This window comes from Rhizobacter sp., assembly GCA_021153565.1.
In the GTDB taxonomy this organism is placed as follows: domain Bacteria; phylum Pseudomonadota; class Gammaproteobacteria; order Burkholderiales; family Burkholderiaceae_C; genus Albitalea.
In genome coordinates, this window is the sequence record JAJKJU010000026.1 from 1 (window position 1) to 13,128 (window position 13,128).

12 protein-coding genes are annotated in these 13,128 nt (G+C 61.0%); 5 read left to right on the forward strand and 7 right to left on the reverse strand.

The features are described from left to right. Window positions 1-283 precede the first annotated feature (283 nt). Together AC30NL_RS02015 and AC30NL_RS02020 are read left to right on the forward strand one after the other, a co-directional pair. Window positions 284-646, forward strand: a complete 363-nt coding sequence (locus tag AC30NL_RS02015) for a hypothetical protein (protein ID WP_489462343.1) — start codon at window positions 284-286, stop codon at window positions 644-646. Window positions 647-737: 91 nt separating this feature from the next. Then, window positions 738-1,343, forward strand: a complete 606-nt coding sequence (locus tag AC30NL_RS02020) for a hypothetical protein (RefSeq protein WP_489462344.1) — start codon at window positions 738-740, stop codon at window positions 1,341-1,343. A gap of 184 nt (window positions 1,344-1,527) precedes the next feature. Here the strand turns inward: AC30NL_RS02020 and AC30NL_RS02025 are convergent, their stop codons facing one another. The 5 genes from AC30NL_RS02025 to AC30NL_RS02045 all read right to left on the reverse strand — a co-directional run bounded on the left by AC30NL_RS02025 (window position 1,528) and on the right by AC30NL_RS02045 (window position 6,068). Beyond that, entirely contained in the window at window positions 1,528-1,677 is a 150-nt protein-coding gene (locus AC30NL_RS02025) for a hypothetical protein (RefSeq protein WP_489462345.1), read from the reverse strand. Further along, window positions 1,674-2,081 carry a hypothetical protein gene (locus AC30NL_RS02030; RefSeq protein ID WP_489462346.1) on the reverse strand — a complete coding sequence of 136 codons (408 nt, stop codon included), beginning with the start codon at window positions 2,079-2,081 and terminating at the stop codon, window positions 1,674-1,676. Before AC30NL_RS02030 ends, AC30NL_RS02025 begins: the two co-directional genes overlap by 4 nt. A 756-nt stretch (window positions 2,082-2,837) precedes the next feature. Beyond that, window positions 2,838-3,254, reverse strand: coding sequence for a hypothetical protein (locus tag AC30NL_RS02035; RefSeq protein ID WP_489462347.1), 417 nt, complete (start codon window positions 3,252-3,254; stop codon window positions 2,838-2,840). Window positions 3,255-3,644: 390 nt separating this feature from the next. Further along, window positions 3,645-4,448, reverse strand: coding sequence for a hypothetical protein (locus AC30NL_RS02040; protein ID WP_489462348.1), 804 nt, complete (start codon window positions 4,446-4,448; stop codon window positions 3,645-3,647). A 159-nt stretch (window positions 4,449-4,607) separates the two neighbouring features. Next, window positions 4,608-6,068: a YopT-type cysteine protease domain-containing protein gene (locus tag AC30NL_RS02045; protein ID WP_489462349.1), complete on the reverse strand. Its 1,461-nt coding sequence runs from the start codon at window positions 6,066-6,068 to the stop codon at window positions 4,608-4,610. Window positions 6,069-6,102: 34 nt separating this feature from the next. Here AC30NL_RS02045 and AC30NL_RS02050 point away from each other — a divergent pair, with 34 nt between their 5' ends. Further along, the gene (locus AC30NL_RS02050; protein ID WP_489462350.1) at window positions 6,103-6,384 is read left to right on the forward strand and encodes a hypothetical protein; all 282 of its coding nucleotides are present in this window, start codon (window positions 6,103-6,105) and stop codon (window positions 6,382-6,384) included. Between the two features lie 927 nt (window positions 6,385-7,311). Continuing rightward, window positions 7,312-8,616 carry a lytic murein transglycosylase gene (locus AC30NL_RS02055; RefSeq protein ID WP_489462351.1) on the forward strand — a complete coding sequence of 435 codons (1,305 nt, stop codon included), beginning with the start codon at window positions 7,312-7,314 and terminating at the stop codon, window positions 8,614-8,616. A gap of 713 nt (window positions 8,617-9,329) precedes the next feature. On the opposite strand, the gene AC30NL_RS02060 is transcribed toward AC30NL_RS02055, so the two are convergent. Then, entirely contained in the window at window positions 9,330-10,262 is a 933-nt protein-coding gene (locus AC30NL_RS02060) for a hypothetical protein (RefSeq protein WP_489462354.1), read from the reverse strand. A gap of 94 nt (window positions 10,263-10,356) precedes the next feature. Here AC30NL_RS02060 and AC30NL_RS02065 point away from each other — a divergent pair, with 94 nt between their 5' ends. After that, complete coding sequence (locus tag AC30NL_RS02065) at window positions 10,357-12,603, forward strand: discoidin domain-containing protein (RefSeq protein ID WP_489462353.1); 2,247 nt, start codon at window positions 10,357-10,359, stop codon at window positions 12,601-12,603. A 192-nt stretch (window positions 12,604-12,795) separates the two neighbouring features. On the opposite strand, the gene AC30NL_RS02070 is transcribed toward AC30NL_RS02065, so the two are convergent. Next, on the reverse strand, window positions 12,796-13,128 hold a 333-nt coding region (locus AC30NL_RS02070; RefSeq protein ID WP_489462352.1), incomplete at its 5' end, for a hypothetical protein.

Here is a 13,128-nt window from a genome sequence, read left to right on the forward strand (position 1 = left end):
GAGAAATATGCGTCATTTACATGGGTACAAACCAGGACAAGAAAAAGGCCGTAACCCACGCCAATGCTGGGTTACGGCCCGATTAGGGGTTCAAAGTTCGGACTAGTCGGTTTGTCCGTTGTGGGGCTGGGTCGATGGGGCCACACTGGCTGTCCTGGCAATCGAAACCGATCCTGTCGTGGCACCCGTCGCGTCGATAGGAATCGTCTGGCTCGCACGTTCGCTGCACGTGCTGGCAAACCAAAAGGGAGCTAGGTCAAGCGGCCACCTCTAAAGGAAGACGATGAGCAGCTTCGACAGCACCAAGCGACTATTGCCGGAAATCCTGGCCGAGGGCATGCAAACCAATGTGGGGAAGGTCACCATGCCTGATCGCAACTCCGAGGACCAGTTCCCCTCCCTCGTGTCCCGCGGAATCGCACCGACAAGCGTGGCAATTGATGGCCTGCTTACGAAGCCGCGAACTTGGGGGGTGTACGAGGTCGGCAGTGGCAAACGTCACCGGATGGGAAATCACCCTGTGCGACACGAAGAGTTGATACGCGAAACAGGCAGCGCCCGATTGCTATACCTCTATCTCTCAAAAAGCGACGCCGAGGCGATGAAAGCGCTGCTGAACGGGTGGTCGGGTAGCCTGCCGACGTGAACAAGCACCTGCATGCGATTTGCAAAGACAAGGTTGCGACGCGTCACCGAGCGCAACGTGGGGACGACTATGTATCGACCGCATCCCAGCTATGAACTTAGCCGCCTCTTCGCTCGCTCTGGCGCCCGCGGCAGCAAGGTTCGTCTTTGTAGGTCTTGACGCGAACTACCATCCGGCCGTCGAGGCACAGCCCATCTTTCCAAAGATCGTCGAGTACCACACCGACGGCCCCGCTTTCTGGTCCAAGTACGGCGTGCACCACCCATTCCTCCTTCCAGAATATTCAGGCGACGGCCGCCTGTACCACCGCACCTTCGCGAGCATTGGCTTCACGCCGGAACACGCGCATATGGTTTCCTTCGTCGAGTTGTTGCACAGGCCGACTGTTGGGCGCAATGTCCTGACCCTTACCGACCTCGAGCCGGTGCACCTCCAGGCCCTCAATGCGGCAGTTCTGGGGGAATCCACGCGCCACATCTTTATCCCTGCGGCGGTGGCAAGATTGATGCGCGCCACGGGCTGTTTCCCCTGGCTACCTCAGACCCCAACAGCAGCCGATGGGCCTCTTCGGATATGGATGCAGCGCAGCGGCAAAACCGCATACGCTCACTTGCATTTTTCGGCGTACGGCAAGTTCGAGCGGCAGAAGAGAGCCGAACTTGCCGCTATCGGAGCTCTCGTCTCAAGATCCACCTGATCGTCTCGACCGCGCGGTGTGCTCAGCGCCTTCGAGGGGCATCACAGTGCGGGCTCCTTCATCGCATGATCCTCATTCGCGCGCAGATGCGATCGGTGTCTGCATTGCGAGCGGGATCGGCGCTTGTTCCACTCCTTGCAACCTGTATGCCGCACGAAGCGGTTCGAACACTTGCTCGAGACGATCAGAGATCGATGCTCGTGAAATGCCATCGAGTACGCAGCCAGTCGAGCGACAACCGTTCGCGGTCCAACAACAGGCGTCGCGGTGCCCCGCTCGCCGCGGTGATCGACTTCATTGCGTTTGCCATCTGCATCACATCGGGATCGCTCAACGTCTCTTCTTAAAGAAGGCCATCGCGAACGGCACGACAACCACGACCAGTAGGAACTTCGTGAACGCGACGAATATGGTCCACAAGAGACCAAATATCATGAATCCGATCACGGCAATTGCGGTGATCACCGCGATGATCGCGAAGGCCACGGACGTGTTCTTCGGTGCACCGAGCTTGGATGAGAGGATCAGTTGAATCTCGTCGAGGTCAAGCGCGTAGGAGGCGCCAGATTGGAAAGTTCCTCCGACATGTGAGTTCTTCAGCAGTCGAGGAAGTCCCGCGTTGACGAACAGAATCTTCTGAGCCGTGTCGAGCGGCCACGCCACGCCGTTCTTTGGCTCGATCGGCGAAACCCGAACGATCGTGAACGGCGAGGATTTATGGATGCTGAGGTAGTTCACAGATCCACCAACTCGAAGTCTATGGAGTTCACGATCAGCCCCTTTTACCCTATCAACTGGTCTTCATCCCAGACCCAGATTCGCTGAAAGGCGGGCAACTGTAAAACGCCCCGATGGCAGTCATCGAGCGACTTGTACAAGTCGCAAGGGTTTGTCTGAAACGACGATCCGGCCATTGAAATTCTCCTCCGTGAATGTTCGTGTCCCCGCTTTGCGGTTGCTGAGTGCGCCGGCGACAGTGCGACCTTCGAAGACTTTCCTAACGTCACGTACAACGTCCCCTTGGACCATCGGCGCGCGGTATGGGGTCGTGATGTCGCGCCACTTCGTCGTAGCCCCACTCGTGCACAACCACCAACATGTATGACCTTGAACGCGCAATCGGCATCGTCACCCGGCTCCCTGCGAAGAACCCTTCCCACGCCGCCGCGCACTCACTCCGCGCCTCTTTTGATTCGGGCGTGAATCGCAATGTCGAGCCAGCCACGCCTACTGAAAATGGCTTTCACGTACCGATGTTCGGATCCGCCGCCCTTCGAGCGACTTAGAAAACGCGAGAAACTGGGACCCTGACGTCGTTGCCCAACTTGTGGCGAACAGTGTCGGGAAGGATGCGCCGAATACACCGCGCGCGCATGGGCGATTTGTCCCGGTCCCACCCCGGGTTTAGGGGCGATATGCACTTCGACCGGCACTATCTTCAGCGCTGAACACCCTTCTCGCCATTGAGTACAGTACGAAGTGACCACGCAATTGCTAACTCGTCAGACGATCAATCAAACCCGTGAAGTAGGCGCCCCTGTCATCGCGAGATACACCAGTCTTGGATGAAGCAAGCATTCCACCGTAATAGCTAACGGCAAGCTCATCGTCGCAAAGGGAGCCCTCGTTAAGGACGTCGCGAAGTACTCGCGGTGGAACACTGCCCGCAATCGGCTCGTCCCCCTGCAAGTCGCCGGCGCGCTCGAAAATCTTCTTGACGGTCGCAATGCGTTTTTCGGTCCACTCCTTGAGTCCCGTGCCAGCAAGGTCCGCGGTGGGCCCGAGCACTTTCTCGGCGAGTTTTCCTGAGCCAATTGCAGTGCCGAGAATCGTGAGCCCAGTTCCAGGGTCGATTATTCGTTGCTCCTTCAATCCGCAACCAATACTATTGTCCCGCAGTAAGGCGATCATATCGACGCATGGCGACCACCAAGATCGCGCGACCGTACTTCTTGGCCGGCAGTGTGAGTAGCCGGGCTTCGCTGATAGCTGCCATTGGCTCGACGGGCCCACGCTTCGAAAGCCAGCTTCCTTGAAGGGTCGCGTACTCACACTGGAGGCCATCAGCTGCCGCTGCTGAACGGCGGATATGCGGCGCTTCAACTTATAGGGAGGCGGCCTCAAATCTGAAGTGCGACACCTCAACGTGGCGAAGTTGTGTGCGGTGAGCCGAAGTACTCGTGACATGCGATCCTTGATGACGGGCCCAGGGCAATTGCATGAGTGATCCGTCCCGCATGTGTGCTACGAATCGGCGGGCTTTGAGGCCCGCTCCGGATAGGCCTGCAAACACCCGTACACCTACTCGGCATCTATAGCAGCCTTTATGGCCATGCTGACATGTGCGTGAAGCAGCAGCCCGCCGACAGAACTCCTCAGGTTCTTTCTGACGGTGTCTCGAATGTCCCGACTCTCTGCCTTGGATTCATTCAACAAGAATGCGGCTGCTGGTTGGGCGTCCTGGGGATGAACGATGTCCAGCGCAATACTGAAGTTCTTCAACAAGGTGCCACGCAGCGCATCCAGAGAAGGGTCGCCTTGTCGCCTCAGCAGCCGTTGCATTTCCGGAAGGCGCTTTGCTGCGGGCAGCAGCTCACAGTATGCCGAAAGGTTGAGAAGTGCAGTTGCCCGATGCGCCGCCGGAAGTTGGTCAATGGCCTCTTGGAGGCATGCATACAGCGCGGCGGCTTTGCGGCTGCGAAACTGGACTTCGTCAAATGAACTCTGCACAAGCCACTCCTTGATGGAGAATAGATTTCGGCTTAATTCCTCTAAAGGGCGGGCTCGAAACTGCAGAGGAAGCTGGTTCAGTTCATCAAGCACTGTGTGCATGAGTTGCGTGCTGTTCGCCTCCTGTGCCATCTCGAAAACGAATTCCGCCTTCGCCGCGATCTCCAGAGGCATTGAGGGATGTCGCGTTTGTTTGCTCGCGAAGAACAATGCAATCTTGTCGTTCTCGTTCGTTCTTTGCGTAATCTCACGAGCGACGTGTTCTGGTAGATCTTCCCATGATGTCTGGTAACTTCGTGGATTCAAGCCACCCAGCAGCGATGATTGCTGACCCGATGCCTGCCCGGGAAGACTCCCATGGCTTGAGGGTTGCATGCATGCCTGCCTGCCTGCCGGACGGAATCCGCTCGACCAAGGAAGCCGGCCGAAGCTTCTTTTGGAGGTTCCGTTTGCCGCGGGAACCCGAAGCATCGCCAATGCCTTGAAAACATGGAAATCTTTCTTTGGTTGGAAGCCGTCGGCTGTTCGTGGTTATTAGTTTTGTTCAGGAGCCGAGTCGGGCACCGGCGTTGGGTCCAGTGCACTGACGAGACCGCTGAGCGGCGCGGCGCCGTCACTGTTCGGGCGGACCTTCGTCAATTCCCATTGGTAAGACTGGTCGTCCACCTGGCCAAACATTTGCTGCACCGATTGCAGGAAGCGGACGGCATCCTTGGCCTCAAATCGGAACTCCCCCTGATTGGCGTCGAAGAGCGTGACCACCCCGTCAGCGGGATTTCGATGCATCATCAATTCATGCCCGGTCGTTTTGCCGCCCTTGTCCGTGCGCGTGATGAAAAGACTGGCGTAACCAACCACGCCGCGCATCGTCGTGGCCATGTCCGTCACGGACGTTGTGAGCTTGGTCACGAGGCTGTCCCGGCTGACTCCGTACACTTCGTCGAGGTGAGCCCGCGCCTCCGATTGAGCATGACCATCGCTGAAACCAGGGTGACGGTTCAAGTATTCGACGTTCGCCAAATAGGATCTTTGGAACACCAACGCGTGGTGCATGCCTTCGAACGATCCCAGCGTCTGCATTCTGGCGTCGCTGGAACTACCGGGCCTGGCATGGTGGAGATTCATCCACACCGTGGATAGCCCGGCGCAGACGCCGATTTGCGTTGCCCGTTCGTCGCCCTCGAGCACATCGGCAATCGCTTGTATTTGTGAGAAGTTCGACTGACGACTCGACTCGAAAAAGGTCATGCTGGAGGGGGCTTCGAACACTGCTGGCCGCGCCTGATGGTTGAGGTTTGCGGTTTCGTATCGAATGCTGTCGAGCGTCGACGGCTTGGTGGCTTCGGACACGCTCAGGTTGTAAGCATCGCGCCCAGCGCCGACGGCCATGATGTCGGAGGACAGACGACCGGTATTCGAAAGGTTTTGAGCGGCGTGTTCTGCAAATTGAGGATTCACCACCTGCACCTCATTCCACTTGATGAATTGGCGATTCCTGGCCGGTTCTTCGCGCAGCATCTCTTCGAATTCGTCTCTCAATTCGCCCCCGGGCGAGAACTGTCGCTTTGCGTCCAGCATGGCTTCCATTGCGTGGCGTCCTGACTGGTAATCAAAGCTTTCAATGGGCTTGATCGCGCCAGCGTGAGGTGCAAAGCTGCTGTCTTGTCGTCGGACCGCAGGGCCGTTGCCCCAACTCTCCAAGACAATTGGTGGAGGATTTTCACGGACCTTTTTCGGGGTCGCGCTCCCTTGCCTTTTCCAGCTTTCTCGCGGGGGGGCATGGAGCTCCGAATACGCATGTCCTGTTGGACCGCCGGACAATGCCATGTTTTCTCCATCGATCCCGACGGTGTGGATCATTTCTCCGGGGAGTAGCTTGGGGGCATGCAAGCGCGAATTGATGAACCCGTGCTGATCGGAGTTTCCAACGCCGTACGCCAATGCGGCGCCTGCGAAAGCATTAGCTCCGTGTCTGTCATGGATATCGTACGACACGGAAGTCTTGTGAATGCTGTCTCCCCCCCGTAACATGAACATCATAAGAAACATTGGCGCGACCACGCCTGAGGTGCAGGCGCGTGTCATGCACGGTTTGAGTGGCTTGCGCCAACCGACTCCGGTCGTCTGGATTGTCAATTGCATCACCATTGAGCTTCGCACCCAGTTGATAGCCGGTCAACTGCGCTTCGTGCCGTTGCAGTGGTTCGGTTCGGCTGGGGGAGGCACTGTGCGGAGTCGTCGTGCCGTTCCATCTGCCGGTCGCCACGAAGGTGCCGTCGGAAGCCTGGGTTCCGAGAGGTCCCGCCGTTGAGTTGATGATCGGCTGGTTTTTTCCGGGTGTCGTGCGAGGAGGAATGTTCAGCTCGTGCCGTGTGACGTTGGGCCCACCAGAGGGCGGCCGGGGCGGCGGGGGTACGTTCAGGAAGCTAGCGGTGAGCGCCGTGGGCCTTTCCTGATGCATCAGTTCGGCAAGCGATCGGCGCGAGGGAGCGGATGCAACCAAGGTCTCGCCGGTGGCCTGAGGCGGCTTGCTGGAGTGGCGGCCCATAAGACTTGACAGCTTAGAGCCGATGCCGCGCGATGAACTTGAGCTGCGCCCTGCCGGCACGGGCTGTTCCGCGGTGCCAGGCGCCGTCGTGGTTCCACTGCGAAAACGATTAATGGGATTCGGCATGACTTAGCTCGTTGTAATCAATGCAACGAACACAGTCTGCCGTTTCAGTAGATGCCGTGTGTGGCATTGCGAATCCAAGCGCTGAAAAACGAGGAAACGAGGCACCAGCGATGAGGAATCCGAACACCGGCGTACGCCGCGGAAGCCGTTTGCGCACTAAGGTCGCGAGCCGCGAGCCGCGAATCGGCTGGGATCGCGATTGACTGCTATCTGGTGCGCAATCTCGACGGGTCTACTTCCGGTATGGGTCGATACCGCGAGCTCGCGACTTTCGGATGCAGTCGTTCACACGCGCTCGCGACACGGTCCTCGGTTGAAGGTGGAAGCCCAATCCGATGGCCGCCATCGCACTGCGCGGCTGGTGCGCGAGCAGCAGCCTCATCACGCCAAAAGGCCCCTGCTCGTCGTTGCAAATGCTCGCCATAGCCAGGCTATGGCTGCGCTTTGCGCCTAGAGCATGGAGAACAGGATCACAAGTAAGCGGCGCATAGCCGTTTCATTTCGGTACGAACACGGGGAAAGCAAGGGCACCGCCCGGTCCGTTCTGGCGGTCAGAATCGCCGGATGCGCCAACGCACCTCCCTGACCCCTTCCCTGAACCCTCATCGCTCCCGGCTGGCGTTCACAGTGCTGGCTTGCGCGCTGCTGGCAGGTTGCGCGTCGTCGCCGGTGACGGCGCCCCAAGCATCGGCCCCCTCACCGCTGAGCGTTCCGGCAAGACAGACAACGACCGACGAGGCCGCGTTGCAGCAAGCCTTTGCGGCCTGGGTCGCGGACTTCAGCGCTGCCGCACGCGCGGCCGGCATCAATGAGGAAACGCTGCGCGCTGCGTTGGGCGAGGCCCGCTACCTGCCGCAGGTGATCGAACTGGACCGTGCGCAGCCCGAATTCACTCGGACCGTCTGGGACTATCTGGACCGCACCGTGACACCGCAACGCATCGCGATGGGTCGGGACAAGCTGTCACAGGTTCGCGGAGAGGCCGAAGCCGCCGCGGCACGCTACGGTGTCCCGGCCGCCATGGTTGTCGCCATCTGGGGCATGGAGAGCAACTATGGCGCCAACACGGGTGAGGTGTCGACCATTGATGCGCTGGCGACCTTGGGCTTCGAGGGGCGACGCGCGGACTGGGCGCGTGGGCAGTTGCTCGCCGCGCTGAAGATCCTTCAGAACGGTGACATTGACCGGGCGCACATGATCGGCTCCTGGGCTGGGGCGATGGGTCAGACCCAGTTCCTGCCGTCCAGCTTCCTGGCCCATGCCGTGGACGCCGACGGCGACGGGCGGCGCGATCTCTGGGGCAGCATGGCCGACGTCATGGCGTCGACCGCCAACCTTCTGGCCCGATCGGGATGGCAGGCGGATCAGCCCTGGGGTGTCGAGGTCCGGCTGCCGCCAGGCTTCGACGCCGGCCGCGCCGACACTTCGATCCGGCAGCCTGCCAGCCAATGGGCCGCCGAGGGAGTACAAGCCGTGGACGGTGCGGCGCTGCCGGAGATGGCCGACACCATGATCTTGTTGCCAGCGGGCGCACGCGGGCCGGCCTTCATGGTCGGCGCCAACTTTGGGGCGATCCTGCGCTACAACAACTCGATCAGCTACGCGCTCGCGGTCGGCCTGCTCGCGCAAGGCCTGACCGGTGGCTCCGGCGTGCAGGCGCCCTGGCCTCGCGATCTGCAGTCGCTCACCCGCAGCCAGTTGCTGGCGCTGCAGACAGCGCTGAACGAACGCGGCTTCGACAGTGGCACGCCCGACGGGTTGATGGGACCGGCCACCCGTGACGCCCTCCGTCGCTTTCAGCGCAGCGTCGGTCTGGTCGCTGACGGGTATCCCACGCTCGACTTGCTTCAGCGCTTGCAGGGGCAATAGCGAGCGCTATAGGCGGCGCAATACCTGCGCGGCTCAGAGGCTGAGAGTTTTTCGAGCGTGCCCGAGCAGCGCGTCAAAAGGCACCTGATCTAGGCCCAAAGCGCAGCCATAGCCCGACCGGTCTCAAGGTACTGCTGACATAGCGAGTCGCTGGTGCTCGGACGATCCACTCGGACATCGAGGCCGAGCAAATGTCTGCTGCTCAAGCCGGCGACCTCCCACTTCCGACCGATTGCAGCCAACGGCGACTTTCTCAGCGAACGCCCGCTCTGCCTTGGATCTTCACCTCCGCCGACGCTGGCGTGACGGCGACAGCATCGTTCGCGCATGACGACCGACGATCTAGACAATTGCCGAGCCAACCGGCTGCATCCACTGATCACGAACTGGCACTGCTGACCCGCGCACCGACGAGTGGCGTCGGGAATCGGCCGGGGCGGCGCTTCGGGCGCTGATTCGGTGACGATTATCGAAAGACGGCATTCCGTCACGTCGCAGATGCGCGGTTATGCCTCCGTCACTTCTACGTGGGGACTGGCACCTACGATGAAGCCGAAGCGGTGGATCGATACGAGCCGCCACTGTTAGCTTCGAATCAAAGGGATCCCATTGCTGAAGGCCGCAATCTCGTCACCATGATGTCAAAGCGAAGAAATGCCCTGCGTCAAGCTGAGCTGGACGCCGCAACTGATCTGCTCTTACGAAATGACCGCTCACATGTTGAACACCACCAACTTCGCCCGCGCGCTGCTTCTGCTGACCTCCGCCATGCTCATCGCTTGCGGTGGTGGCCTACAAATCGAAGGCGAAGGTTCGGCGGGAACTAAAGCTTCAGAGGGAACTAAAGCTTCGGCGGAAACCGAAGGTTCGGCGGAAAGTGAAGGTTTGGCGGGAAGTGGTGGTTCAGTGGAAAGCGACGGCCCGGCGGGAACCGTGGCTTCGACGGGAAGTGTGACTTCGGCGGGAAGCGTGACTTCGGCGGGAAGCGTGACTTCGGCGGGAAGCGTAGCTTCGACGGGAAGCGTGCCTTCGACGGGTAGCTTCGCTCCGACGGGTAGCGTGGCTTCGACGGGTAGCGTCGCTCCGACGGGTAGCGTCGCTTCGACGGGTAGCGTGACTTCGGCGGGAAGCGTGATTTCGGCGGGAAGCGTAGCTTCGACGGGAAGCGTGGCTTCGACGGGAAGCGTGGCTTCGACGGGTAGCTTCGCTCCGACGGGTAGCTTCGCTCCGACGGGTAGCTTCGCTCCGACGGGTAGCTTCGCTCCGACGGGTAGCGTGGCTTCGACGGGTAGCGTCGCTCCGACGGCTAGCGTGGCTTCGACGGGTAGCGTCGCTCCGACGGCTAGCGTGGCTTCGACGGGTAGCGTCGCTCCGACGGCTAGCGTCGCTCCGACGGGTAGCGTCGCTCCGACGGCTAGCGTCGCTCCGACGCCTAGCGTCGCTCCGACGGGTAGCGTCGCTCCGACGGCTAGCGTGGCTCCGACGCCTAGCGTGGCTCCGACGCCTAGCGTGGCTCCGACGCCTAGCGTCGCTCCGACGGCTAGCGTCGCTCCGACGGCTAGCGTCGCTCCGACGGGTAGCGTCGCTCCGACAGGTAGCGGAACTGCGACGGGAAGCCGCAGCTCACAGCAGGCTCGTACATTCACACACCCGGGTACGCCGCTCACCCTCTCGGATCTCCAGACGCTCAAGGCGTATGTCGATCAGGGCAAGGAGCCGTGGAAGTCCGGCTTCAATCAACTGGCGAACAGTCCCACGGCCAGGCTCAGCTACGCAGGGCGTGGTGGCCCGTTCGCGAAGGTGAGCCGCGCTCCCGACGAGAATCTCAACGCCTGGCGCAGCGACATGGCCGCGATCTGGGATCTCTCACGGATGTGGTATTTCACTCGGGACGAGCGATACGCGCAGACTGCAAGTTGGCTGCTGCTTGGGTGGGCCAACACCCAAGTCGAGTTCTCGGGTCGCGAGTCGATGCTCGACCTGGGCGATTACGCGTACCTGTTCGTGGGCGGCGCGGACATCCTGCGCAGCACCTGGCCGGGCTGGAAGGAGGCCGACACGGCAACGGTCAAGAAGTACTTCAAGAACGTCCTGATGCCGGCATCGAATCCCTATGGCGACAGCTCGTACGGGGCCGCCAACAAGGGCGCACTCGCCCTCACCGCTCTTGGACTGATGGCGATCTACAACGACGACGCCGAGGCATTGGACAAGGTCGTCTACCAGACCCGCACGCTGGCCCATATCGGACTGCGAAATTCCAACGACATCGGCATGCTCGGCGACTACCTTCGCGACCAGGGGCACTCCTATGGGCAGCTGAAGTCACTGACCATGCTCGCCGAGGCGCTCTGGAGCCAGGGCATCGACATCTACTCCGACCTTGACGACCGCCTGCTGGCGGCGGGTGAGTATTTCGCGCGCGTGAACGAGCTCGTCCCGACGACAGCCCTTCCTTTCGGCACGACCGATCGCTACTACATCACCGACGTCACCGGACACGGCTGGAACGGCGCCAATGGCGGGAACATCGGGCTCAACCAGATATATGACGCCTACGTTCTCCGCAAGGGTCTCCAGGCCCCCTTCATCGCTCAGAGACGCCTCTGGATGCCCGTGGACGGCACCAGCTTCATGTTCTTGAAGGACTCCGACACCTCGAAGGCGACGCCGCCGGCGGCGCTGCCCATTCCTTCGACCACCTCGATCACCAGGGGGTTCAGCAATGCGGACATCGGGGGCACGTCCCCGGCGGGCATGTCCACCTACGCCAACGGCAAATGGACGATCCAGGGTGCGGGTAACGATATCCTCTGGGGCACGCAAGACGGCTGCCACTTCACCTACAAGGCCATCACCGGCAACAGCGCCATCATCGCGAAAGTCGATTCCGTCCAGAACACCAGTCCGGCCGCAGTGGCTGGCGTGATGATGCGGACAAGCCTGGAACAAGGCGCTCCCCGCGCTTGGATGGCCGTCGCCAGCCGAGGCAACGCCGAACAGAACATGCAGAAACTCGCGGTGTATGGTGGCTCGAACTATGGGACCAAGGCCTTCGACATCGCCAGCTCCACGCCCTCGTACTGGGTGAAGCTCGAGCGCATCGGGAACATCATCACCGGCTACGTGTCTCCCGACGGCACCAATTGGGCTGCCACCGATGTCGGCCGCATCGACGCCCCCGTTCCCGACACGATCTATGTCGGCCTGGTGGTCTCCTCAGTCGCCAAGGGCCTGAACACATCCACCTTCAGCAACGTCCAGATCACCGGCGGCGACGGCGGTGCGCCGAGCGTCGTCCCCGCGGCGCCTGCCATGCTGCTGGCCTCGCCGGGCGATGGCGCCGTGCCGCTGCGCTGGCAGGCGTCCTTCGGCGCCACCAGCTACACGGTCAGGCGCGCAACATCCAGCGACGGCCAATACTCGACCGTCGCGTCGGGCATCACGGGCAGCAGCTACACGGACAAGTCCGTGACCAATGGCGCGACCTACTACTACACGGTCACGGCGAGCAATTCCGCCGGAACGAGCGGCAATTCTCCGGCCGACAGCGCCACCCCGGCTCATCCGATGGTGAACGTCGCCACTGGTGGCACCGCAAGCGACAGCAGGAACTCGAGCGGTGCCATGAGTGCCTTCGACCAGAACACGGCGACGGGATGGTTCTACAAGGGCACTACCGGCTGGCTGCAATATGACCTCGGCCACACGGAGCGCGTCCAGCGCTATGCGATCACCAGCGCCAGCGGCCTGGTCCCCCGCGATCCGAAGGACTGGCAATTCCAGGGCTCCAACGATGGCACCACCTGGACCACGCTCGACACGCAAAGCAACCAGGCGTTTGCCCAACGACTCCAACTGAAGATCTACACGATCGCGAATCCCGGCTTCTATCGTTACTACCGGCTCAACGTCACAGCCAACAATGGCGACGCAGTCTTCACGGATCTTGGCGAATTCGGGTTGCTCGTTTCCAGGCCGCAGTGAACCCGCTGCCTCGAAGGGCCACAGGTATCGGAATTTCGGCGTGATTCAGGATAGGCCGTCCGCACCTTGGCTTGAACCATGAAAGACATGGCTCAACTCCTTTGTTCAAAGAAGATCAAGCAAAGACGAATTCAACAATCCGCCTCGAACATAGAAATTCGGACACTTCCGGACCGGTCGTCGCTCGGCGTTTCACCGTACCGGCGCATCGATCCAGGCGACGCATGTTGTCGCCTTTCCATCACAAGCAAGGACCCGCAAAATGTCATCGATATCAAGAGAAATGAGTAAGGCGTCCATCGACCGATCGTCGCCGGTTCCATCGACGATCCCTCGCAACTCGAATCGCGCGCGACTCATCGTGATCGGCCTGCTGAGCACATGCGTCGCGGCTTGCGGCGGTGGGTCGTCGGGCACTTCGACAGACGCGCCCGTTGCAGGCACGTCCGCACCTGCACCCGCACCTGCACCCGCACCCGCACCTGCACCTGCACCTGCTCCGGCTCCGGCTCCGGCTCCGGCTCC